The organism is Vibrio sp. 99K-1 (assembly GCF_013114585.1).
GTDB lineage: Bacteria > Pseudomonadota > Gammaproteobacteria > Enterobacterales > Vibrionaceae > Vibrio > Vibrio chagasii_B.
In genome coordinates this window covers 14,690-37,550 of record NZ_VTXF01000016.1, presented here as the reverse complement: position 1 = coordinate 37,550, position 22,861 = coordinate 14,690, and the positions used below count along the sequence as shown (strand labels likewise).

Sequence of the window (22,861 nt, the reverse complement as noted above, 5' to 3'; positions counted from 1 at the left end):
TAACGAGCACTAATAGACCTTATGAAAGTCGATCAGCTGAAATGTTAAGTCGCTTACCCAAAAATCCCCATCCAACTCGGCACCTTGTACGAATCGTTTGTCTCCCATCTCTAAGGTCACAATATATTTACCCGCGATAAGCCCTTCGACCATGTAAAAGCCATCACTCTCTATTTCACTGGAATATTCGGTGCCTTTCTGGATGTGTTTAAAATGCAGGTACGCATTGCTCTCTATATCCCCTTCCACAGTGCCATCCACACCAAATGACATCACCATCTCGATCGGTGCATGGGTTTGTCCCACCTGCTTAGTATTTACAAACACTGGATTCTGAATTGGTGTTAAGTTGAGGTCTAACGCTCCTTCATCGATATAAATTGGTAGCTTTTCTCTAGCAGGAACACTTGAAAACTCAAACCTTCCTTTTGAATTACTAACAGCACGTTGGTCTAAGACCTGTAAGCTGACTCCGGCTATAGGTTGCTTGTGATGGTCATACACGATGCCGGTCAGTTTAGAGTGGTTGTATCGATTCCATTCAACAAACTCGCCAATATCTTCGTCAAAATAGGTTTTCGCACCAAATTCCGTGGTCATCTCGACGCCATATCGGTCTTCTGTGCCTTCCAATTTAAAGAGCAGATATGGATTCACGCGTGCTTCCAAAGAGGCAGTAAATGAGACCTCTTGTTTCTGGTAGCGTGCCGATACATTAGTGGTCAGCTCTTGAAATACCTTCAAAGGATCAAGCACACACTCTTTACAGGCATTTCTTAAGGAGAGCTCAGTGCGTTCATGATGTCCAGACCCATTCACTGTTCCAGATATATTCCACGATGTGTCAGAGAAGCCGCTTTTGGCGAGCTCGACGGTATGCAAGTAACTATCTTGGTGGGTATCTTTCGTGTATTGATAATCTCCTGCATAAGAAAGGAACAGGTTACTAGACACTTTGGCGTTCACTTTTGGCTCTACACTTAACTCGTCGTCATCGTTTCTTACCGTTAAAAAGGCAGTGAGATTTGCAAGTGACAAGTTGTACTTGAAGACATCATACTCCATCGACTCTAAATCCAATTCATCGGTCTTATTAAGTTCAATCGATGCGGACTGATCGGCACCTAGCAAGATATCAAACTCCATTGGGAACCGATTAAAATCGGGCAACCAACCAATATGACCAGCAAACCAATGGGTCGGTAAATATCGTCCCTGAAAACCGACTAAGTCTTTACCATGCTGTCGTCTGAAAGCACTACCCACGGTAAAATAGTCAGCGAGGCCATACTCTAACGAGACAGCGCCAGCTCGATCCGCGCCTTCATTACCTACCACCTCAACGCCCCATTCATTGTGTGGTAAAAAGGCATCTTCTAAACCAGCAACGGTGATCTCTTCCTCCTGCCACACCCCTTTAGACAAGTAGTAACGAAACTTTATGGTGTCACCTGGGGAAATGTTGTCTTCTTCAATGACAAAACGTCCAAACTCATCAGAACGATAAGTGGTTTGATAGATACCATTAACCAACACATCAATGCTGATATTGGGTTGAGTTGTACGTTCCAATTGTAAGTTGCCGAACTCTGGCTGACGGTTTCGATTGGTGTAGTAAAGCCCGTCTTCAAGAGTTTGGTTAACCGTAAAAACGCTGCCATCCAACAATACATGCCCTAACTCAAGCGAGCCCTCACCATCGTTAGTCTCAACCGCAATGTTGTAATAAACGATGGGCTGATCTTCTCTCGAATCAATAGACAATCGGGATAAGGAATGTTCGGTGCTTAAAATGGTATCGGAAATAACGTAAACATCGCCGCCCTCTTCACTGTCGTGATATACAGACGTTGCTACTCGTGTCGCTAATCCCACCCCAGCAAGGGGGTCGACCGCAGGTACGTTAGAGGCACGTTTTAATTCTTCGGCTTTCTTGCGGGATTCATTCTTGATCTTCGAGATCACCGCTTCCAGCTCTGTTAACGAACTGAACTCTGGCGACACGGTTAGCCGATAGTCATCAATGTCCCATCGGACTTTGGCAGGGATACACGCTTGTAGGCTGTACCAGTGGATATAGGTTTCAGACTCAATCACTTCAAACTTAATTGATTGGATATTATTGTCATCGCGATAACAAAGCGCTTGCTGGGTATCAACAATATAGGGGGGAGACTCTCTACCCACATCTTGCGGCAGGTAGATTTCACAATAACCCACGTCATCGCACTGCCCGTTCATCTCTAACAGCGAAAAAGCCGCATTGGATATCGATATGAACGGCTCTTCGTAATCATCCATCATGACACGGTAAAAGCTATCACCGACTTGTCCTACTCGCACCTCTATATGAGCAGGATAGAGTTCACTCGCCTCGCTTTCCTGTTCTGACTGCGAATAAGCGACAAATGGAAGCAAAGAGCAAAGCAAGACAAGTCGACATAACAGGTGCTGGAACATGAATCTTATCGTCACTCAATCGAGCGCGTAAGCACTGACAGCATACAGCTCAAGTTATAGAACACATTCGTGCAAAGACTCGTCGTTTTGAACCAGTGAAATCTTTGAGCCTTTTGGAAGCGATTTGGTTAATTCAGCATTACGCAGCAACACCACCTTTTCGCTGTGTTCGTCGACATTCAGTTTGGCGCTGAACTGAAACTTACCGTCATTGGTGATCTTGAGGCTCTGTTCATCACATTCAAACTTAACATCTTGGACCTGTTCACCTTTTTGTACGTAAACCGGCACATAACTATTGATGTGGAAGTTAAGCTGGAACGCTGAACCATTGTTAGATCGCACCTTTCTGGACAGGTCTGGCGGTGAGGCTTCGGGCGCTTTCGCTATCGGAGAGAACCATAGATAAGCACGGTATTCACCATCAGGCATGTCCGCAGGTAAGGCGTTCATACGCAGGCGAACGGTGCGCCTTTGGTTAGGCTTCAATTCACGAATAATCGGTGGTGACACTTTAATCCAATCAGCGATGTTTTCAGACTCAGCAATATTGGCATCGGTACGCACCAACCCAATCGCCTTTACTGGTCGATAGATAGGTTTTATCTCTAATCGAATCGGTTCATCTGAATTGTTTTCTACCACGATTTTTTCTGTCACAGAGGTATCAGCATCTAAGACGAAACGTGTTGGTGCAATAAGGAGTTGAGCATAGGCTTGTGCAGTGAAAAGTAAGCCGACAATACATGAGATAAATAACTTCATTTATAATTAACCTCAAAAGGAATGGTACTGGTATAAACGCCAGCTGGGTGATTCGCGCCGATTTTTACTCTTGCGCCAATACACAGCAGTTTACTTCTGCCATTCCCTTTTATTTTCGCTCTGCCCCTTTTCGACAAGCCACAGCCAAAATAGAACTTTTTGATACGAAGACGTTTAGACTTTTGGGAATGGTTAAGGTATTGGTTAGATGGGAGCGAAACCACGATCTTTTTCCCTGGCTCACCTTCGACATAAAAGCGCACCACATAAATCTGACTACTCGATGGATTAGCATCGGCATTCTGCCCAGAACCAGAAACATACATGCCCGGAAATTTTACTTCCATATTCTCAGGAATTATTTCCAGAGCATAGAACGGGCTTGAATAAAAAATAAGACCAATATAAGCCGTGTACTTAACTACACATCTAAATAGAGACTTCATAGTAAAAGCGGCTGCAATATAACAGCCACAATATTAGACTAGTTTCATTTAATTACTGGTAAGTTACATCTACTGCAACGTTTGCAGTATAAGTACCAGCGACTAATGTTGCGCTCGAAGTACGTGCAGTGCCACCAATATTAAGATCCGCAGTACCCCCGGTAAGAGTTATCGCGTTATTAAAATCAAATTCTGCCGCGATTGTATTTACGCCGTTAACCAAGTTGGTATCTGAAATACTTACTGTTACCGTATCACCAGACTCTCCAGAAAGCGTAAACGCCGCAGCTCCTGCATCACCTTGAGCGACAACAACATCAGTAGTGTTGTCTGATGTGATGATACCGAAGTCTAAATCACTGGTTTTTGTCATTGTAATTGCTTGTTTTACTTCTAATGTTGCATCAAAAGTGTCACTCACAGCGAAAACGTTCGCTGAAGAGATAGAAAGTGCAGAGACAGCAACAACCTTAAAGACTTTGTTCATTTCTTTAATCCTTTATATAAATTCGACTTTATTATTAGGGTTACCTAACAGCCAACCATAGTTAACAATTAAGTAACAACAATCCTATTTAGAAAATATATATATTGACACTTATTTATAAAGAAATAGAGAGCAGTGAGAATAAGATCACGCAAATTGATATAAATAACACTAATAAAAATAATGGTATTAGAGCATTCCATCCAATAATATATAAAACTCGTTTTACATACTAATTAGTTAGTTAACCATTTATTTAATCAAGTAAAAACCTAATTATTGGAATATATCCAGAAATACCGACCTAGATAAACTTGAAGTCACACCAAAAAACGAAATATATAGATCATCATGTTGCAATAAATTCTCAAAATTGAAACAAGTTAGATTAATCCTCTCATTGTAATAAATTTGAAATATTGAGAAATCAAAGGTTAATTATTTACCCTTACAATTTATGATGTATTAAATTTAAGACATGTCAAATTATCTAACATGATTATTTATTGTGGTCATTAAAACTATAAAATAACATCATTTAGGATAATAATTTCATATCTATGACTGGTTCTACGATTTACTCTAATGACCTATTCAGTTTCATCTCTCAGGAGCGTTTAGTGCAACAAAGCGCGTGACGTTGAAAGCTTGATGTAAGGCAGATACAAGCAGTAACACACTCTTCATAGACTCAGAATGTTTTGGCTATCCAAAGCTGATTCCCCCCCCAAAAAAAAATGGTGTCCCCTCCGAGCGCTTTGTCACACCACTTTGTTGGTTGATCTTGCCAATAAATAAGCAATCTAAGATACCAAGTCCTCGATCGCAGTCTGATTGAATAGGAATGCAGCACTTTCCTGCAATTTATTTGTGATCTGGGTTGCACGCGTACCGCATACTATCAGATACTGAACAAAACTAACCTTCAGCCACAGTACACGATTGCCCGTAGACTGTTCAGGAAATTCAATGAGTTCAGATAATCAGCCAACCTACTTCTTTTTCGATTACGAAACATGGGGCGTGAGCCCAGCAAAAGATCGTCCAAGTCAGTTTGCCGGCGTTCGTACCGACCAAGATTTCAATATTATTGGTGAGCCATTGGTCATCTACTGCCAACCTCCTGCTGATTATCTACCTGCACCTGAAGCTGCACTGATCACTCGCATCACTCCACAAAAAGCCATGTCTCAAGGCCTACCGGAACCTGAGTTTATCGCCAAGATACATGCTGAGCTTGCAAAACCGAACACCACAAGCCTTGGTTACAACAGTATTCGATTCGATGACGAAGTAACGCGATACACCTGTTACCGTAACTTCATTGACCCATATGCTTGGAGCTGGCAAAACGGTAACTCTCGTTGGGATCTATTAGACGTGATGCGTGCCGTACACGCCCTGCGCCCAGAAGGCATTGTTTGGCCAGAGAATGAAGAAGGTTTCCCGAGCTTCAAACTGGAACACCTATCTGTGGCAAATGGCATTGAACACGAAAACGCGCATGATGCGATGGCCGATGTTATTGCGACAATTGAACTCGCGAAAAAGCTGAAAGCCGCACAACCTAAGATGCTTGATTATCTCTACAACATGCGTCACAAACGTAAGTTGAACGAATTAGTCGACATCGTAAACATGACACCTTTGATGCATGTGTCAGGCATGTTTGGTCGTGACTGCAATTACACAAGCTGGATCGTTCCTATGGCGTGGCACCCTACCAATCAAAACGCGGTTATCGTGGTGGACTTGGCAAAAGACCCAAGCCCGCTACTCGAACTTGATACTGATGAGCTTAGAGAAAGGCTTTACACCAAACGCAGCGACCTGAATGAAGATGAACTGCCAGTACCTATTAAGCTCGTTCAACTCAACAAGTGCCCTATTTTAGCGCCAGCAAAAACGTTAACCGCTGAAAATGCTGAAACCATTGGTATTGATCGTCAGCAGTGTTTGAAGAACCTAGCGATCCTACGCGAACACCCAGAAATTCGCGAAAAACTGATTGGCTTATATTCACAGGAACGTGAATACGAAAAGAGCGACGATGTAGATACCCAACTTTACGATGGCTTCTTCTCTCCAGCAGATAAGACCGCGATGAACATCATCCGCGAGACTGATCCAAATAACTTAGCAGCGTTGGATATCACCTTCAGTGACGAACGTATTAAGCCTTTGCTGTTCCGTTACCGCGCTCGCCACTTCCCATGGACACTAGACGAATCTGAACAACTTAAGTGGGCAAACCATTGTCGTGAGTTTTACGAAAGCCGCTTAGAAGAATACATGCTCAACCTAGAAAACCTCGCACATGAACATGAAAGCGACGAAAAGAAAATGGCTATCTTGAAAGCGGTGTATCAATACGTAGAAAAGCTAGCTAGTTAACCCATTATCGAGAGATGTAAAACCTTGAAAGAAAGATTGATCAAACTCGTTTACTGCTTAATCTCCTTCACCTTAATCATAGGTGCTCTCACTGCAGGCAACGCGTTACAGCAATACTTAGACACCTCAATCCCTGGCAGTATTTTTGGCATGTTGATTTTGTTTACTGCCATGGTGATAGGTATTGTGCCTGCGCACTGGGTACAACCTGGTGCCAGCCTAATTATTCGTTTGATGATTTTGCTGTTTGTCCCGATCAGTGTCGGGCTTATGGAACATTTTGACATGCTTATCGCTAACGCACTGCCGATTATGGCAAGCGCGGTGGGCGGCACACTCATCGTATTAGTATCTTTGTCATGGTTCTTAGACCGCTTGCTAGCGAGAGGTAAATAACCATGTGGATTCTATTAACTATTGTGGTGTTTCTGTTTGCCCGTTGGGTAAGTCAGAAAGTGAACTCCCCGCTATGTAACCCGCTTCTAATAAGCATTGGCATCATCATTCCAATTCTGACGTTCTTTAAAGTCCCGTTCGAGACCTACTACGCAGACAATACTTGGATTACGTACATGCTTCAGCCAGCGGTTGTCGCCCTAGCTTATCCTTTATATGAGCAGCTACCTCAAATTCGAGCTAACTGGCGAATCATAACCTTTGCATGCACATTGGGTAGTGTGATGTCGATGACCACAGCGGCAATGATAGCCGTCGCTTTCAAAGCTGACCTAAGTTTGATTGCGAGTCTATTGGGCAAATCAGTCACCACCCCCATTGCAATGGAAGTATCAAGCCATCTTGGTGGTGAAGCGGCTATTGCTGCAATACTGGTTCTTATCGTCGGTTTATTCGGGGCAATTTTTGCTTACCCTATCTACAATCTAATTGGCATTAAGAGCCCTATTGCCAGGGGTTTAACCATGGGCACGGTTTCTCACGCGTTAGGTACGGCGACTTGTGCTGAAAAGAACCAAGAAGATGCGGCTTTCAGTTCACTGGCCTTAGTACTTTGTGGCGTTATCACCTCAATCATCGCACCTAGCGTGTTTGGCATGGTGGTCTGGTTCTATTCCTAGCCTAGACGCTCAAAGCCCGATTTAGCCCAAGCCTAACCCTGTCAATATCAGTGTTTGCTTGGGCTTTTTATTGCCATTTATTCAGCTAATAACAGGCGATTTTGAACAATAAGTGCGATATCAGCTGTAAAAATGGTCCTTGCAATCGATTTCAAGTGTGACCTCACTCTAATTATGCAAACCAATGTAACAACAACAATGCAATAGTGATCGCCATCACAGAAAATTCCTGAGCATTGCATAAACTTAAAGCCTAAGGTCAATTAAGGATTCAACATGAACAGTCGTATTACCCTGGCGCTGGAAAGTACTCCATCATCAATGAAAGCGCTTTTAAGTGACATCGTATTAGCAGACAACTTTGACGCGACATTGTCTCCAGAACAGTTCTCTAGCCTGCGTCAAGCAAGCGGCTTAGCGGATGACGAACTACGTATCGCACTACTTCCTTTTGCTGCAGCGTATTCATACGCTCCGCTATCTGACTTTTACGTTGGCGCGATCGTGCGTGGTTTGTCTGGTACTTTGTACTTTGGTGCAAACCTTGAAATCGCGGGTGCGCAACTTGGCCAAACCGTACACGCAGAGCAATCTGCAATCAGCCACGCCTGGATGAAAGGCGAGCGAGGCATCTCGGACATCACAATTAACTTCAGCCCTTGTGGTCACTGTCGTCAATTTATGAATGAGTTGACTACAGCGAAAGAGCTTAAAGTTCAGCTTCCGCAGCGTGATGAAATGTCACTACAAGAGTACCTGCCTGATTCATTTGGACCTTCTGATCTTGGTGTAACAACAGGCTTGATGTCTGAACTTGATCATAAGTACACGACGGAAGAGACCACTCCTATCGTAGTTGAAGCATTAGCAGCCCTTAACCGCAGCCATGCACCATACACCAAAAATTTAAGTGGTGTGTCACTACAGCTCACAACTGGTGAGATCTTTACTGGTGCTTACGCTGAAAACGCAGCATTCAACCCTAGCCTTCCACCGCTACAAGTTGCGCTGATTCAACTAAAACTTGCGGGCTTCGATTTTGAACAAATTGAAAGTGCAGCATTGGTTGAAATCGCCGAGGGTAGTATCAGTCACCTAGCGGATACGCAATCTACATTAGAAGCGATTAATCCTGATATTCCAGTGACTTACTTAGCAATCTAAGTACATCTAATTAACAACCTTTTAAATAAGCAGCCCATTTTTATAGGGCTGCTTTTTTTATGCTTGTAATTAGCACCACAACTTACGCAAACGTTTGCTTTTGTCGTTTAAATAAGTATGATCACCCCGTTTTCAATCAATCGTTCAAAAGATCGGAAGGAATTTCTATGTTTGGTACTGCTACTCGTGAAAATGCTACTCGTGTACTTCTATTAGGTTCAGGTGAACTTGGCAAAGAAGTGGCTATCGAGTGCCAACGTTTAGGTTTAGAAGTTATTGCTTGTGACCGTTATGCAGATGCGCCGGCTATGCAAGTTGCGCATCGCAGCCATGTATTAGACATGTTAGATGGCGATGCACTTCAAGCCATCATTGAACTAGAAAAACCAGATTACGTGGTGCCTGAAATTGAGGCTATCGCCACCAGCAAGTTGGTCGAGCTTGAAGCTCAAGGCTTGAATGTCGTTCCAACAGCTAACGCCACTAAGCTAACGATGAACCGTGAAGGTATTCGTCGTCTTGCAGCAGAAGAACTCAAGCTAAGCACGTCGCCTTACCGCTTTGCAGACACCTTTGAAGATTTCGCTGCCGCGGTTGAATTTGTCGGTATGCCTTGCGTTGTGAAACCAGTAATGAGTTCTTCAGGCAAAGGCCAGAGCGTTATCAAAACCGAAGAAGATATCCAGAAGTCTTGGGATTACGCACAAGAAGGCGGACGCACTGGTGCGGGGCGTGTAATCGTTGAAGGTTTCATCGACTTTGATTACGAGATCACTCTTCTAACCGTTCGCGCCGTCGACGGTGTCCATTTCTGTGCACCTATCGGCCACCGCCAAGAAGATGGTGATTACCGCGAATCATGGCAGCCACAAATCATGTCAGACAACGCTCTAAAAGCTGCACAATACACAGCAGAGCAAGTGGTTAATGCTTTAGGCGGTCATGGTATCTTTGGCGTAGAGTTGTTCGTTAAAGGTGACCATGTGATCTTCAACGAAGTATCCCCTCGCCCACACGATACTGGCTTAGTGACTTTGATGTCTCAAGACTCATCAGAATTCGCGCTGCACGTACGTGCATTTACAGGTATGCCAATCAAATCAATTACTCAGTATGGCCCATGTGCGTCTGCAGTAATCCTTGGACAAGGCACATCAACGAACATCCGTTTTGAAGGCCTTGCGGAAGCGCTAGATGCACCACAAACACAAGTTCGCCTGTTTGGTAAGCCAGACATCGATGGTCGTCGTCGCCTTGGTGTTGCACTAACACGCCGTAAGAGCACAGAAACCGCGATTGAAGATGCAATCACCAGCGCATCTAAAGTTAAAGTGATTTACTAATTAGGCTTTCACACATGAAGTCTTAACGATCAAAAAGACGGGCCATGCGCCCGTCTTTTCATTGGTGTTATCTTTTCGAAAGCAAACTGAGCTTAGACTTCCGACTCAATCAAGTACACTTCCTCACTGAATCGAGACAAACCTTTCTTAGCAATCTTAGGGTGCTCGTGGTCTGCAATGTCTTGGTTCAATAACGTAACCTTGTAACCCGCAAACAACTGAGCGATTTCTAGTTTAGGTACGCTAAACGGAGGGCCTGCCATTTCATCTTGGTCGTAGTCTAGCGTTACAAGCAGGATCTTGCCGCCAGGCTTCAATAACTGCTTCAAGCGTTCTACATATTGCACTCTCATCTCAGCAGGCAAAGCAACTAAAGAAGCACGATCATAAATAATATCGACCGGCTGAATTGGCGCAGTGAAGTAATCCCCAGTGTAAACACTCAACTCATCAAACTGATAAAGCTCATGTTGGCCGTTAATTTGAGTTACGGTTGGCGTGTAGAAATGCTCAGAGAAAAAAGCTCGAACCGCAATCTGGCTCAATTCCACACCTTGAACGTCTTCATGTTTAGACGCTAGCCAAATCAGGTCTTCACTCTTGCCACACAAAGGAACAAATACACTCTTCTCATAGCTAGGGTCAGTTGCTTTCCAAAACTCAACTAAAAGCGGGTTTACATCTTCAAGGTGGAAACCAATTTGGTTGGCTGCCCATTTATTGTGCCAAAATTCAGGATTATTCATCTTTCGTTCATGTTAAACAGTCATAATGCAAGGGTACAGTATAGAGAAGTAAGAGCAACCTTAGCTTGGCTTAAAGTGCCAAATTGGTTTCGAATAAGACCAGAAACTGGTTAGGTTCAAAGTTCTTAAAATTGCGGAACAAACGCTTGGATTATTTGTCTATATGTTCACATTTTAAAGCAATATTAAACGTTAGAGTTGGTTTCTGTCTTAGCTAGCCCCATTAATACGTAGTGAGTTTAGTTAAGCTTTTTTACTCTTATGCGTTACTGGTTACCCCTTTTAACTACCCGTTTTTGTAACCTTGTATTTTGGAGTTTGAATGAGTGTATTTCTCCGTACGACGGCCCTAATGCTTCTAGTATTGAGCCGAGCGCCTGCATTCGCAGCAGCACCTGTTTCAACGAGTTCAACTGATCAATCGCGCACAGCGTCTTCGCAAAACCAAGTTTCATCAAACGTATTCCGCCACAGCCTAAGCGGCCTATATGGCATCAAGGCATTCGACTCGCGTCCAACTCAGCCTTATACCGACTTCGACATCCTTTACAGCAAAGCTCACCAAGCGCAAGCAGAGCTAGAGACAATCTGTAAAAGTACGGCTCTTCTCACTAATTCAGACGCCCTATTCGCTGGCGTTAAATCTCAAGCTCGCGCTCAAGAGAAAATTGAATTGGAACTGGATGGTGATAACACAAGAATTACCGATCTAGCTCGCGCAACAATCATCGCTAATGATGTAGAAAGCCTAGTTGAAGTGTACGAAGCACTGAGCCGTGAAGCGGACGTAGTAAAAGTGAAAAACAAGTTTAAGTCACCAGCAGATTCTGGCTACCGTGACCTTAACCTGTTGGTTCGCCTACCAAAAACCAACATGATTGCTGAGGTTCAACTTCACCTAAAAGCGATAGCGGATGTGAAAAGTGGCCCTGAACATGAGCTATACGAGATCATCCAAGGCATTGAGCGCCATGCCATTGCCGAAAAGCGCCCAATCAACGACATTGAAGCGGCGCAAATCAATAGCCTAAGACGCCAATCTTTAGAGCTATACCAACAAGCATGGCAACCATACATTACGACTCATATTAAAGCGGCATAACACCAACCTTACCGCTACTACAAAACAAAAACGAACAAGGGCTGCACTCGCAGCCCTTTTTTAATTTCAGTGTTTCTCTTGTGAATCACAAGCGAACGCTATTGGTGGTAATACTCCCGGGAGCGTTCATACAAGTCCAATGGCTTTAAGGTGCTATAAAAAGCAGCGACATCCTGTAAATCCTTATCAGATAGAGACTTCACGACTGACTGCATGTATAAGTCCTGACGTGAATCACTTTTAAAGTCACGCAATTGTTTAAGGATGTAGCTGGATTTCTGCCCCTTAATATTCGGATAAGACTGTACGAAAGGGATGATTTTATCGCCGTGGCACTGGCTACATAAGTTGTTAACGAGCTTTTCACCTGCCATCAAGCTTGGTATGTACGGTTCTGTTTTGTCACCTTGTATTGTCAGTTTTGGCGAAACCTTTCCCACCGTTTCAGTGTTTTCGTCAGTGCATTCGGAGAGTGACATCATAGCAACAGTCGACGTTACCAATAGCAGCGTGAACTTAGTTAGATTCATTATTGCTCTCCCGGCATAGGCGGCATCAGAGCGCTATCAATAGGTTTGCGTCGATACTTGTTCATGTCGATCCCTTTGTCTTGATAGTAGGTACTCAGATAGTCCAGTACTGGGTCCCATGTATCAGACAAGTCCCATAGTCCCTGAGTATCTACCATCCATTGAATGGTTTCACGCCATTGCTCTCGGGTACCACTGTTCTGCGCCACAATAAGACTCGTGTGGCACGCATTACATTGGCCTTTCACTAACTCCCATCCCGGAGCCATGATTAAACCTGAACTCTTATCTACCCCATAGAAAGCCTTCGGGTTATCCGGTACTTCATCGGCATGAACAAGCATTGAGGTTAACAAACTACAGACCAACGCCGCTCTCATAATTCCTTTACGATAAGAGCGCTTGTTGTTCTGACTAGAATTATCACACATGACTTTCCTCACGAAACTCTTACCGCGACTCTATGACAACCATTAAACAGATACCCTTTTGGATTCCATTGTGGCTGAACAACAGGCTGGCTATCACCTTCGCTATCAGTCGCCTTCGCCCAGATCTCATAATAACCTGTCATAGGAAGTTCAAGATCAAGCTCCCATTGCTGCCACGCGCCCTTGTTTACCGGTTTATTCAGCTTGGCATCGTGCCAAGTGGTACCGTAGTCATAACTGACTTGGAGCTTCTCGACGGTTCTCAGCCCAGCCCACGCGTGCCCGCTCACTTTGACCTTTTTACCAAGCGCAAACTCAGTGCCACTCTTTGGCGAGGTAATTAGCGACTTCACAATCATCTCTTCAATGATTTTAAAATCCTTGTTTTCTACTTTTTCACCGGGCGCGATTGGGTGCTTAGGCACTTGATAAGCGGGTGCTGCCATTTTATGACCATCATGAACTTTATTTCGAATACTGATGCCCGTAGTGCACTTTTGAGAGACAGAAGCTGGGCGACCTCCAAATACCGTTCTCAATGGAAAACCGTGAAGATATGGAATAGGTTCGCCATTCATTTCCCATGCAATCAAGGCATTGTCAGTCATTGCGGCTTCAACCGGTACGCCGCGAGAGATCGCTTCACCTTTACCACTTAAATGCTTATCAAAGCCATGGTTGCCCACATAAACCGCGTCATCTTTGATAGCACAGTCTTTTAGCACATCACTGAGCAACACACCTGTCCACTGCGCGCAGTACACGCCTGCATTGTTCCACTGATTGCCTTTAGTGCTTGGGTAAAAGTTATTACGGCTGTTGCCGCCACACTCCAATACTAGGCTTTGAGTATGGTGTTTAAACTTAGATTTGAGTTCCGCTATTGTGTAAGTTTTACTCTGTTTTACAGACTCCCCTTTCACTTCAAACGTCCAAGTATCCGGATCCATTTTATTGAAATCCGGCATTAAACCATTCCATCGAACAAATGGAACATCAGCGGGCGTAACAGCGGGTGCGAGCATGCTTTCTGGCGGATAAGCATTCAAAGGGTTAGTATTTAAAACGGTATAGTAATCCGGCAAATCTTCTGCTTTTGCCCACGTTAACGCATTGATATCCAGGGCCTCTAAACCTTCCGGGCGATTAGCAGCAAACACCCAAGAGACCGGCAACGCAGACGCCGCGGTTGCAGTTAACGCAGCTTTCAGGAACTGTCTTCTATCTAAACTCATTGTTGCGATCCTTTGTGATTCAATGTGTAAAAGTAAGTGGCAAGCTGCTCAATATCTTGCTCAGACAAAAGCTGGGCGACTTTAGACATGGTTTTATCGGAACGTTCTCCACTCTTAAAAGCCGTGAGCTGTTCAACCACGTAAGGCTTGTTCTGCCATTTCAGGTTCGGAATAGAAGGAAAAGAAGTGTCTTGAGTACTGCCATGGCAAGCGACGCACATATTGGCAATTTGTTGGTAATCGGCTGCTTGGCCTATCGCGGGAAATAAAAGCAATACCCAAGCTAAAGCGGCTTTTCGCACACACCCTCCTAAGATCTGGATCAAAAAATCAGTTTGATCGGTCATAAAGTGGACGCATTACAGCAAATAGAGCGGTGTATTTAAATTCAATTAGAATTAACTACCGTTAAGGAGAACTGAACGCTGATTAGAAATTGTACGAGATACGAGATACGAGATACGAGATACGAGATACGAGATACGAGATACGAGATACGAGATACGAGATACGAGATACGAGATACGAGAAGATAAAAGAATGAAAACGGAAGGCAAGAATAAATACGGTGACAAAAACAAAAAGACCACGCTAGGCGTGGTCAATTGCTTGGCTACTTCTCGATTTTAATATTTTCGACACGGGCCTTTAGTTTTTGTCCCGGTCTAAAAGTAACAACACGTCGAGCAGAAATTGGAATGTCTTCACCAGTTTTCGGGTTACGACCAGGTCGCTCGTTTTTCTCGCGAAGATCAAAATTACCAAAACCAGACAGTTTTACCTGTTCGCCATTTTCAAGCGCTTTACGAACTTCTTCGAAAAACACTTCAACCGTTTCCTTGGCATCCCGCTTGCTGTATCCGAGTGTCTCAAACAGGTTCTCAGCCAAATCGGCCTTCGTGAGTGCCATAAAACTTTCCTCAAAGCTATGTTAATCATTGCTACTATCGCCAGTAGCGCCAAAGCATTTACCCTATTCAATCAATGAGATAAGGTCATTTACAAGGAAAGTGTATGCCAAGCTTCTGATTTTCGCCAACTTTTTTATTTGAACTGTAAGATTATTCTTTCAAATCAGAAACATAACACGCTCTTAATTTCATATATATGGCTAAAAAACATCTGCTTAACAGTTTCCAAATAGAACTATATTCCAACTACTATTGATAAATTAGAATTTAAAACTTTAGTTATCTAAATATTAATTTCTGAGACTTTTCTCCTATACCCAATAAAATCAGCCACTTGATTTGATATCAAGGTCAACAAAGATTACTTAATAAGCAGTATTAAATATGAGATTTGTATCATTTCAGCATTTAATTCGAGTTGGTCAATGTAATCTCTGATTGCGTGCTGACTCTTATTGCAATTCCCCCCTAGTCCGAGGGCGTTCAACCCTATAATTCAATGGTGCCACTTAACAAAGTACATTTCACAGCTCGCAATTGATATGTTATAACATATCAAACAGGGTGGATTTTAGTACTTAAAATGAAAGATATTGAAGCGATCATTAAGCACGTCAAGCAAGGATGTAGAGACAATGGAAAACAGTTTACCGCCAAAAGGCTGCTGATACTGCGCGCGTTAGCCCATGCCGATAAAGCGCTGTCTGCCTACGAGTTAGTTGACTATTGCAAAGAGCATTTTGATCAACATGTTCAAGCGATGTCGGTCTACCGAGTCTTGGATTTTTTAGAACAACATCACCTAGCACACAAGATCAAGGTATCAAATAAATACATACTTTGTGATCACATCCTTTGTGAGCACGAACATGGCATCCCACAGTTTTTGATTTGTTCTAAGTGCGACAAGATAAGTGAACAAACCATCAACCCTTCTATTATTCGCGATCTTAAATCTCACGCGAAACAACAAGGATTCACCGTCACAAGCCCTCAGTTAGAGATCAGCTGTGTTTGTGATGAGTGTGCTAAGCCCGAAGTGAATGCGTCCTGCTAAGAATACCTACATCTAATAACTAGATTCCAACCGTATTAGCTTAATTAACAAGGAGAAAGTGAAACGCTATGCCTGCAACGCTCATTAAAAATGCCTACGTGGTCAATGAAGGTACCATTACCGAGACAGATGTATTAATTGTCGACCAACGAATTGAAAAGGTTGCAAGCAATATACAGCCCAATTCAAATTGTGAAGTCATTGAAGCAAAAGGTTGCTACCTCATCCCGGGGATGATTGACGATCAAGTCCATTTTCGCGAGCCTGGGTTAACCCACAAAGGCTCAATCGCTACAGAGTCTCGTGCCGCTGTCGCAGGTGGCATTACTAGCTACATGGAAATGCCAAACGTAAACCCTGCCACTACGACCATTGAAGCCTTAGAGAAAAAATTTGATATCGCAGCACAGAGTTCACTGGCTAACTACTCTTTTTACCTAGGTGCAACTGAAGACAACCTAGAGCAAATCAAACAGCTCGATCCGACCAAGCACTGTGGCGTAAAGGTATTTATGGGTGCTTCAACGGGTAACCTGTTGGTTGAAGATCCTCAAGCACTCGATGCTATATTCCGTGATTCTCCCGTCCTGATTGTCACCCATTGTGAAAGCGGGCCTGTTATCGCTAAAAACCAAGAGCAATTAAGAAAAGAGAAAGCAGATTTCACGATTGAAGACCACCCTATCCTGAGAGATGACAGAGCCTGCTATGCCTCTTCTTCTTATGCCGTTGAGCTCGCTAAAAAGCACAATAGCCAGCTTCATGTATTGCATATCACTACAGAGAAAGAGTTAGCACTATTTGATAAAGGGCCAATCGAAGGTAAGCGCATAACCGCTGAAGCGTGTGTTCATCACCTTTGGTTCAGTAATGAAGATTACCCAAGGTTAGGGAACCAAATCAAATGCAACCCAGCCATCAAATTTCCAAGCGATAGAGAAGCACTACTTGCCGCCCTTAGCACCAATCAAATAGACATCATCGCCACAGACCATGCTCCTCACACATGGGAAGAAAAACAAGTTCCTTATGAGCAAGCGCCTGCCGGTTTACCTCTTGTACAACACGCCCTCTTAACTCTGTTTGACCACGTACATGCCGGAACCATGACCGTAGAACAAGTCGTAGAGAAAACAGCACATAACCCATCCATTCGTTATGGGATACAGGAACGCGGCTATATCCGTGAGGGCTACTTCGCCGATTTAGTGTTAGTCGATCCACTAGCAACAACCTTAGTTAGTAATGACAACAGCTTATATCAATGTGGGTGGTCACCTTTCGCAGGGCACGAATTCTCTGCTCAGATCAAGCACACCTGGGTCAATGGTGCCAAGGTGTATAGCAATCCAGAATCCCCTGATAACCAAAATACGCCTACCGCTATTGTATCAAAAGACATACCGGGTGACATGGTCACTCCAGCAATGAGGCTGTCATTCGAGCGCTAGTTCAGCAGTTATTACCATCAATCAAAAGAAATCAATATGTTAAGAAGAAACCCTAACGGCCATATGCCAAACGTATCGGAAACCTCCTTCATTGATCCAACAGCCATTATTTGTGGCAAGGTGATCATTGAAGATAACGTGTTCATTGGTCCTTATGCCGTGATACGTGCCGATGAGGTTAATGAACACGGCGATATGGAAGCCATCGTGATTAAGCGAGACACCAATATTCAAGATGGTGTGGTTATTCATTCAAAAGCTGGTGCTGCCGTCACTATTGGTGAACGCTCATCCATTGCTCACCGATCGATCATTCATGGTCCTTGTCAGGTCTGTGACGACGTATTTATTGGCTTCAACTCTGTCGTCTTTAATGCGGTGATTGGCAAAGGTTGTGTAATTCGCCATAACTGTGTAGTAGACGGACACGACTTACCTGAGAACTTCCATGTACCACCGATGACCAACATCGGCTCAGAGTTTGATTTAAACAATATCTCAAAGGTACCACCTGAGTATTCTGCGTTTTCAGAATCCGTTGTTTCGGCAAACCATACCCTTGTTCAAGGTTATAGGAGAATTGCCAATGAGCTCTGATAAAAAGCCTCTCTTGGGTATTCCAACCAACATTATTACGGGGTTTCTCGGCGTTGGTAAAACTACCGCGATTCTCAACCTAATGAAGAACAAACCCGCAGATGAAAACTGGGCTATTTTGGTGAACGAATTTGGAGAAATTGGCGTTGATGGCAGTTTGATCCAAGGAAACGACAACAAACAACATGTGTTTATCCGTGAAGTGCCTGGTGGCTGTATGTGTTGTGCAGCGGGATTACCCATGCAGATAGCACTCAATCAGTTGCTTTCTGAGGCGAAGCCAGACCGCTTACTGATTGAGCCTACTGGCCTTGGCCACCCGAAAGAAGTGTTAGAAGTATTATCTTCTGAACATTATCGTAAAGTGCTATCACTGCAAAAGAACATCACCTTGGTAGATGCTCGCAAGCTGTCTGATACTCGTTATTCTGACCACGATACTTTCAACCAACAAATTACCATTGCGGATACGATCGTCGGCAATAAAGTAGACCTTTATAACAAGGGGGATGCCGAAAAACTTGCCGAGTACGTTGCTCAGATTTGTCACCCTGACACTAAGCTGATCTTTGCTCATCACGGTAAGATCCCTTTCGGTGAGTTTGATGGAGACACCAACTTTTACCATCACCAAACTCATGGGCACCATCACCACCATCATCATAAACAAGACAAGCCACTCGCTTCAGAATTACCGATGCCAGAGAGCGGTATGATAAAGGCAAGTAACCAAGGTGAAGGGTTTGAAAGTATTGGTTGGCGATTCGCGGCTGACAAACTGTTCGACCGTCAGCAATTGCTTAAGGTATTAGTTGGACTCAAAGCCGAACGAATGAAAGCGGTGTTCATCACTCAAAGCGGCATCTTTGGTTACAACCTAACGGAAGATGGTCTAACAGAGTGTGAGTTAGATGAGTGCAATGAAACCAGAATAGAAGTCATTGGTTATAGCACCGACAACGATCTAGAAAACCAATTGTTGGCGTGTCAGATTTAGCCGGACCTGGTTAACCCTTACCCCAACCTAAAATCAAAGCCCTATGAATTACTGCATTCATAGGGCTTTTTAACCAATCCGTTATAGGTTCAACACACTAGTTCACCGACACCAAGCGTTTCTCTGCTAATGCCATCGCAATGTTAGCTTTAGCGTAGGCACTCTCGTTGATAAAGTGCGGGTATATGTCTTGTTCACGTTCCCAATAAATATCATATCCAAAGAAAGTCGCCAGTATCGGCTCCCCTTGCTTCACTACCTCGAAATCTCGACCACAGATCGCTGGATGCACAGTAGCAACACGCATACCGTCTGGGCCAAGCGGAACATTCACCTCTTCAACATAGAAGAAAGCATCGTAGTCTTCTAACGCTTGTACTTGGTTGAGGTTGTGCTTCTCAACGTAATCAAGAACCATGGTCAGCATCTGCTTCATCAGTTTAAGCGTGTCGAATTTAAGCGAACCATGTGCCTGAGCGCCCACTTCAATCATCACACCGCACTTCCCGGCAGTACAAAGGTATGGCTGCTCATCCCAAGGCTTTCTATCTTCGAACAGAATATTAGCTTCTGGCATTCGCTGTTTCACATACGCGCCCATTTTTTGATAGAAAGCATCATTGGAAAGCAAGATTAATGTCGCCCCCATATTGCTGGTCGTGTTATGTAAATCCACAATCAGTTGTTGCTCTTTGCTTGCGTGTCTATCTATAAACTGTCGCGCCACTGTGTGCTCAGCTAAAGCAGCAGTGTCGTCTCGGTTAGCATTAGAAAACTGACGGTTTAGGTCCGTATCAAGGTATCGTATGTTCTGCTCTACCGCTTTAGGGTTTGCGATAACTGAATTCGTAGAGAATGTCGAACGATCGGCGGCATACATGCGCTCTTTGATCAGTTTGTTTAGGTAGATTCCAGAAAGCTCGTTACCGTGAGTTCCGGCGACCAGTAGGACTTGCTTGATGTTTTCCATGTAATTGATTTCCAAGTATCGAAGATGCAAGTCACCCTGCGTTATTGTTACAATATAACATAACAATAAGACAAATCATTCTCTAAAAGAGAGAACAAGAAAACACCTGATAACTAGAAGGAAAATCGAGAACCCTAGATAATGATCATACTTCATGTACTCATCCCATCATAAGAAAGCCCCGCGCTTGCGAGGCTTTAATTCATAGTTCAACATCATGGTCATCGGGGTATACAGCTATAAAGGTTACTTCAACCCCCTCTTCGTTAATGAAAACGACATCATGATTGCTTAGCGAGTTTTCTTTCCACTTCTCTGTCACCGGATGTACCGCTACTCACCGCTTTTGCAGGTTTAACGATCAAACCAATCCCGATTAAGAACAACACCGATGCCACTACTTGAGCGAGTGACAACACTTCGTCGTACATAAAGTATCCGCTGATCAACGCGAAGACTGGCACCAGCAAGGTTAACGGTGCAGTTGTGCTTAGTGGATATTGGATTAACAACTTGTTCCACACCCAATAGCCAAATAGCGTGGTTGGATAAGCCTGAAAAAGCACCGCAATCGTTGTGTTCCAATCCCATTGTTCAATCCCCTGCCAAATGATTTGATCCCCGTGTAACATCACAGCAAACAACACCAACGGCGCTGGTGCAAACAACATTCCCCACACATTAAAAGCAAACGCCTGCTTAGTTTTGGAAGCCTTAACAATGACGCCCATTAAGGTCCAACTGCACGCTGCAATCATAATCAAGATAACGCCATTAACGGTGACATTCCCTTTCGCCGCTGAAACTAAAACTGCAAGTGCAGACAGGGCTAACATCGCACCAATTAACTTACGAACCGACGCACTTTCTTTGAAAACCCATACCCCAACTGCCATTCCAATAAGCACGTTGCTTGAAAGCAATACTGAGGAAAGCCCAGATGAGAGGCCTGCTGTGATCGACCATGATGCCATGCCCCAAATACCCACACCAAACACGAAGCCGTAACCCACTAAATAGCGCCAAGCGACATTCGGTCTCGCCACAAAAAATATCACTGGAATCACCGCTAGCGAGAAACGCGCGGCCGTTGCCAGCAACGGATGAACATTAGTTACACCCATTTTAATCATCGAGAAATTGAATCCCCAAATTGCCATCACCAATACCGCTAGCAACAAATCATTTCTTTTCATACTGTCCCCCTCCTTTGTTTTGAAAGAGTATCCCTTGAACAACAAAAGCGGTACAGATACAATTTTTGCAACAAAAACCAGTACAGTTAACTTCAGTCATGAGCATTTACAGAAAACTTGCCAATCAGTTTATTAATGAGATTGAAAGTGGGAAAAGACCTGAAGGTGGGCGCATGCCTTCGCTTCGTCAATTGGCTAAGCAACAAGCCGTCAGCATGTCGACTGTAGTGAGCTGTTACCAAGAGTTAGAATCACAGGGTTGGATTCACTCTCGCCCACAAGCTGGGTATTTTGTTTCTCCTCATAAGCCTGCTCACTCAACGCCTGAGTGGGCACAGTTTGAGAGTAAGGTTTCCAGAGTTAAGCAAACTTCATCGACTCACAACTCAATCAATGGTCCTTTAGGTGTCTCTAGCACCACCAATGATGAGCAATCGGTCGTTGAGCTAGAGCGCAGTTTCCGCCGATCTATAAAACGCATGGGGAACAGACTCAACCATTACCCTGATACTCAAGGCGAGCCGATATTACGACAAGCATTGTCCACTCACTTTGCCAAGCTTGATGTGCACTTTACGCCCGACGAGATGGTCATTACCGCTGGCTGTATGTCGGCGATTAAGGCCGCTCTTGAATCATGCACCAAAGAGGGTGACACCATTGCCATCAGTTCACCATGCTTCAACGGTATACTGGAATTACTTGGCAAGATGTCGCGAAAGATCATTGAGATCCCTTCTTTAGATGACGGTGTAGACCTACAACAGTTAGAAACACATCTGAAAAGCAAGCGGGTCGATGCCGCTATCTTCTGTACCTCGCATATGAACCCTCAAGGGATCAATATGTCTGCCAGTCAAAAGCAGAAATTGGCAGCATTGGCGAATGAATATCGAGTGCCGATCATTGAAGATGATGTCTACCTGGAACTCTCTTATTCTTCGCACACTCCACTGCCTGCCAAATACTATGACAAAGGTGGTTATGTTTTATGGTGTGGTTCTGTCTCGAAGAGCTTATCACCGAGTTACCGCTTAGGATGGTGCTTACCGGGAAGGTATATCAATGAGTACAAGGCACAGTTTTCTGCTGCAAGCTACGGCGTTGCTCTACCCACTCAACTCGCTGTCGCTGACTTTATTGAATCTGGTCAATACGCAAAACACGTTCGAAGAAGATGCTCTCAAATCCTATCGTTGCGCCAGCAATACCTCAACTATTTAACCCAACACCTGCCTCCAGATGTAAAGATCAGTAACCCACAAGGTGGCATGGTACTTTGGCTACAGATTCCAAATCTGAATCAACCAATTTTTGCTCAAGCCGTTACCGAGAAAAGGATTGATATTCGACTTGGACACCTATTCAGTACTCTTGATCTCTATAGCAACTGCTTACGCATCAACATTGGTTATTCGCTAGAGGGAGCGGCCAAACAACAGCTAGATGACTTGATTAAACTTATCCGACAATGTGTCAGCAAATAGCCTCCACCCAAGCTTT

23 protein-coding genes are annotated in these 22,861 nt (G+C 44.0%); 11 read left to right on the top strand and 12 right to left on the bottom strand.

Annotated features, from left to right (window positions below; translation table 11 throughout):
* Positions 1–9 precede the first annotated feature (9 nt).
* From F0228_RS13775 to F0228_RS13760, 4 genes are read right to left on the bottom strand one after another with little or no spacing between them, the layout of a single operon-like run.
* Positions 10–2,460 (bottom strand): carboxypeptidase-like regulatory domain-containing protein, encoded by a 2,451-nt coding sequence (locus tag F0228_RS13775; RefSeq protein ID WP_171762325.1) that lies wholly within the window; start codon positions 2,458–2,460, stop codon positions 10–12.
* Positions 2,461–2,514: 54 nt separating this feature from the next.
* The gene (locus F0228_RS13770) at positions 2,515–3,225 is read right to left on the bottom strand and encodes a molecular chaperone (protein ID WP_171762324.1); all 711 of its coding nucleotides are present in this window, start codon (positions 3,223–3,225) and stop codon (positions 2,515–2,517) included.
* Positions 3,222–3,671: a DUF4402 domain-containing protein gene (locus F0228_RS13765; protein ID WP_061031507.1), complete on the bottom strand. Its 450-nt coding sequence runs from the start codon at positions 3,669–3,671 to the stop codon at positions 3,222–3,224. Before F0228_RS13765 ends, F0228_RS13770 begins: the two co-directional genes overlap by 4 nt.
* A gap of 52 nt (positions 3,672–3,723) precedes the next feature.
* On the bottom strand, positions 3,724–4,158 hold the full coding sequence (locus F0228_RS13760) for a DUF4402 domain-containing protein (RefSeq protein ID WP_008217484.1): 435 nt from the start codon (positions 4,156–4,158) through the stop codon (positions 3,724–3,726).
* A 969-nt stretch (positions 4,159–5,127) separates the two neighbouring features.
* Here F0228_RS13760 and sbcB point away from each other — a divergent pair.
* The 5 genes from sbcB to purT all read left to right on the top strand — a co-directional run bounded on the left by sbcB (position 5,128) and on the right by purT (position 10,135).
* Positions 5,128–6,552, top strand: coding sequence for an exodeoxyribonuclease I (sbcB, locus tag F0228_RS13755; protein ID WP_116870435.1), 1,425 nt, complete (start codon positions 5,128–5,130; stop codon positions 6,550–6,552).
* A gap of 24 nt (positions 6,553–6,576) precedes the next feature.
* Positions 6,577–6,948: a CidA/LrgA family protein gene (locus tag F0228_RS13750; protein WP_008217481.1), complete on the top strand. Its 372-nt coding sequence runs from the start codon at positions 6,577–6,579 to the stop codon at positions 6,946–6,948.
* Between the two features lie 2 nt (positions 6,949–6,950).
* A complete protein-coding gene (locus tag F0228_RS13745) occupies positions 6,951–7,628 on the top strand; it encodes an LrgB family protein (protein WP_008217479.1) in 678 nt (225 codons plus the stop codon).
* Between the two features lie 276 nt (positions 7,629–7,904).
* Positions 7,905–8,792 (top strand): cytidine deaminase, encoded by an 888-nt coding sequence (cdd, locus tag F0228_RS13740; protein ID WP_171762323.1) that lies wholly within the window; start codon positions 7,905–7,907, stop codon positions 8,790–8,792.
* Positions 8,793–8,959: 167 nt separating this feature from the next.
* Positions 8,960–10,135, top strand: coding sequence for a formate-dependent phosphoribosylglycinamide formyltransferase (gene purT, locus F0228_RS13735; protein WP_171730608.1), 1,176 nt, complete (start codon positions 8,960–8,962; stop codon positions 10,133–10,135).
* 92 nt (positions 10,136–10,227) lie between these two features.
* Here purT and F0228_RS13730 read toward each other — a convergent pair whose 3' ends face one another.
* Positions 10,228–10,881, bottom strand: coding sequence for a thiopurine S-methyltransferase (locus tag F0228_RS13730; RefSeq protein WP_171730607.1), 654 nt, complete (start codon positions 10,879–10,881; stop codon positions 10,228–10,230).
* A gap of 322 nt (positions 10,882–11,203) precedes the next feature.
* Here F0228_RS13730 and F0228_RS13725 point away from each other — a divergent pair, with 322 nt between their 5' ends.
* Positions 11,204–11,983, top strand: coding sequence for a RelA/SpoT domain-containing protein (locus tag F0228_RS13725; protein WP_116870434.1), 780 nt, complete (start codon positions 11,204–11,206; stop codon positions 11,981–11,983).
* Positions 11,984–12,081: 98 nt separating this feature from the next.
* On the opposite strand, the gene F0228_RS13720 is transcribed toward F0228_RS13725, so the two are convergent.
* From F0228_RS13720 to ihfA, 5 genes are all read right to left on the bottom strand, one after another.
* Entirely contained in the window at positions 12,082–12,513 is a 432-nt protein-coding gene (locus F0228_RS13720; RefSeq protein WP_171762322.1) for a c-type cytochrome, read from the bottom strand.
* Positions 12,513–12,944, bottom strand: a complete 432-nt coding sequence (locus F0228_RS13715) for a cytochrome C (RefSeq protein ID WP_171762321.1) — start codon at positions 12,942–12,944, stop codon at positions 12,513–12,515. Before F0228_RS13715 ends, F0228_RS13720 begins: the two co-directional genes overlap by 1 nt.
* A gap of 8 nt (positions 12,945–12,952) precedes the next feature.
* The gene (locus tag F0228_RS13710) at positions 12,953–14,179 is read right to left on the bottom strand and encodes a sulfite oxidase (protein WP_171762320.1); all 1,227 of its coding nucleotides are present in this window, start codon (positions 14,177–14,179) and stop codon (positions 12,953–12,955) included.
* Positions 14,176–14,481 (bottom strand): c-type cytochrome, encoded by a 306-nt coding sequence (locus tag F0228_RS13705; protein WP_105057835.1) that lies wholly within the window; start codon positions 14,479–14,481, stop codon positions 14,176–14,178. The genes F0228_RS13710 and F0228_RS13705 overlap by 4 nt, the downstream gene beginning before the upstream one ends.
* Before the next feature lie 311 nt (positions 14,482–14,792).
* A complete protein-coding gene (gene ihfA, locus F0228_RS13700) occupies positions 14,793–15,089 on the bottom strand; it encodes an integration host factor subunit alpha (protein WP_004734853.1) in 297 nt (98 codons plus the stop codon).
* Positions 15,090–15,673: 584 nt separating this feature from the next.
* Between ihfA and F0228_RS13695 the strand changes: the two genes are divergently transcribed.
* The 4 genes from F0228_RS13695 (at position 15,674) to F0228_RS13680 (ending at position 19,192) form a co-directional block, all read left to right on the top strand.
* The gene (locus F0228_RS13695) at positions 15,674–16,147 is read left to right on the top strand and encodes a transcriptional repressor (RefSeq protein WP_008217450.1); all 474 of its coding nucleotides are present in this window, start codon (positions 15,674–15,676) and stop codon (positions 16,145–16,147) included.
* A gap of 68 nt (positions 16,148–16,215) precedes the next feature.
* A complete protein-coding gene (locus tag F0228_RS13690) occupies positions 16,216–17,598 on the top strand; it encodes a dihydroorotase (RefSeq protein ID WP_171762319.1) in 1,383 nt (460 codons plus the stop codon).
* A gap of 36 nt (positions 17,599–17,634) precedes the next feature.
* Positions 17,635–18,195, top strand: coding sequence for a carbonate dehydratase (locus tag F0228_RS13685; RefSeq protein ID WP_171762318.1), 561 nt, complete (start codon positions 17,635–17,637; stop codon positions 18,193–18,195).
* Positions 18,185–19,192, top strand: a complete 1,008-nt coding sequence (locus F0228_RS13680) for a GTP-binding protein (protein ID WP_171762317.1) — start codon at positions 18,185–18,187, stop codon at positions 19,190–19,192. The genes F0228_RS13685 and F0228_RS13680 overlap by 11 nt, the downstream gene beginning before the upstream one ends.
* A gap of 97 nt (positions 19,193–19,289) precedes the next feature.
* On the opposite strand, the gene F0228_RS13675 is transcribed toward F0228_RS13680, so the two are convergent.
* Both F0228_RS13675 and F0228_RS13670 read right to left on the bottom strand, forming a co-directional pair.
* Positions 19,290–20,162 (bottom strand): aspartoacylase, encoded by an 873-nt coding sequence (locus F0228_RS13675; RefSeq protein ID WP_171762316.1) that lies wholly within the window; start codon positions 20,160–20,162, stop codon positions 19,290–19,292.
* Positions 20,163–20,443: 281 nt separating this feature from the next.
* Positions 20,444–21,358 (bottom strand): EamA family transporter, encoded by a 915-nt coding sequence (locus F0228_RS13670; RefSeq protein WP_102423641.1) that lies wholly within the window; start codon positions 21,356–21,358, stop codon positions 20,444–20,446.
* Between the two features lie 98 nt (positions 21,359–21,456).
* On the opposite strand from F0228_RS13670, the gene F0228_RS13665 reads away from it, so the two are divergent.
* Positions 21,457–22,845, top strand: a complete 1,389-nt coding sequence (locus tag F0228_RS13665; RefSeq protein WP_105056991.1) for a PLP-dependent aminotransferase family protein — start codon at positions 21,457–21,459, stop codon at positions 22,843–22,845.
* Positions 22,846–22,861 lie beyond the last annotated feature (16 nt).

Excerpts from the sequence above, each read along its gene's own strand:
- F0228_RS13775 (WP_171762325.1), bottom strand. The coding sequence starts at position 2,460 with ATGTTCCAGCACCTGTTATGTCGACTTGTCTTGCTTTGCTCTTTGCTT.
- F0228_RS13770 (WP_171762324.1), bottom strand. The coding sequence starts at position 3,225 with ATGAAGTTATTTATCTCATGTATTGTCGGCTTACTTTTCACTGCACAA.
- F0228_RS13765 (WP_061031507.1), bottom strand. The coding sequence starts at position 3,671 with ATGAAGTCTCTATTTAGATGTGTAGTTAAGTACACGGCTTATATTGGT.
- F0228_RS13760 (WP_008217484.1), bottom strand. The coding sequence starts at position 4,158 with ATGAACAAAGTCTTTAAGGTTGTTGCTGTCTCTGCACTTTCTATCTCT.
- sbcB (WP_116870435.1), top strand. The coding sequence starts at position 5,128 with ATGAGTTCAGATAATCAGCCAACCTACTTCTTTTTCGATTACGAAACA.
- F0228_RS13745 (WP_008217479.1), top strand. The coding sequence starts at position 6,951 with ATGTGGATTCTATTAACTATTGTGGTGTTTCTGTTTGCCCGTTGGGTA.
- cdd (WP_171762323.1), top strand. The coding sequence starts at position 7,905 with ATGAACAGTCGTATTACCCTGGCGCTGGAAAGTACTCCATCATCAATG.
- purT (WP_171730608.1), top strand. The coding sequence starts at position 8,960 with ATGTTTGGTACTGCTACTCGTGAAAATGCTACTCGTGTACTTCTATTA.
- F0228_RS13730 (WP_171730607.1), bottom strand. The coding sequence starts at position 10,881 with ATGAATAATCCTGAATTTTGGCACAATAAATGGGCAGCCAACCAAATT.
- F0228_RS13725 (WP_116870434.1), top strand. The coding sequence starts at position 11,204 with ATGAGTGTATTTCTCCGTACGACGGCCCTAATGCTTCTAGTATTGAGC.
- F0228_RS13720 (WP_171762322.1), bottom strand. The coding sequence starts at position 12,513 with ATGAATCTAACTAAGTTCACGCTGCTATTGGTAACGTCGACTGTTGCT.
- F0228_RS13715 (WP_171762321.1), bottom strand. The coding sequence starts at position 12,944 with ATGTGTGATAATTCTAGTCAGAACAACAAGCGCTCTTATCGTAAAGGA.
- F0228_RS13710 (WP_171762320.1), bottom strand. The coding sequence starts at position 14,179 with ATGAGTTTAGATAGAAGACAGTTCCTGAAAGCTGCGTTAACTGCAACC.
- ihfA (WP_004734853.1), bottom strand. The coding sequence starts at position 15,089 with ATGGCACTCACGAAGGCCGATTTGGCTGAGAACCTGTTTGAGACACTC.
- F0228_RS13695 (WP_008217450.1), top strand. The coding sequence starts at position 15,674 with ATGAAAGATATTGAAGCGATCATTAAGCACGTCAAGCAAGGATGTAGA.
- F0228_RS13690 (WP_171762319.1), top strand. The coding sequence starts at position 16,216 with ATGCCTGCAACGCTCATTAAAAATGCCTACGTGGTCAATGAAGGTACC.
- F0228_RS13685 (WP_171762318.1), top strand. The coding sequence starts at position 17,635 with ATGTTAAGAAGAAACCCTAACGGCCATATGCCAAACGTATCGGAAACC.
- F0228_RS13680 (WP_171762317.1), top strand. The coding sequence starts at position 18,185 with ATGAGCTCTGATAAAAAGCCTCTCTTGGGTATTCCAACCAACATTATT.
- F0228_RS13675 (WP_171762316.1), bottom strand. The coding sequence starts at position 20,162 with ATGGAAAACATCAAGCAAGTCCTACTGGTCGCCGGAACTCACGGTAAC.
- F0228_RS13670 (WP_102423641.1), bottom strand. The coding sequence starts at position 21,358 with ATGAAAAGAAATGATTTGTTGCTAGCGGTATTGGTGATGGCAATTTGG.
- F0228_RS13665 (WP_105056991.1), top strand. The coding sequence starts at position 21,457 with ATGAGCATTTACAGAAAACTTGCCAATCAGTTTATTAATGAGATTGAA.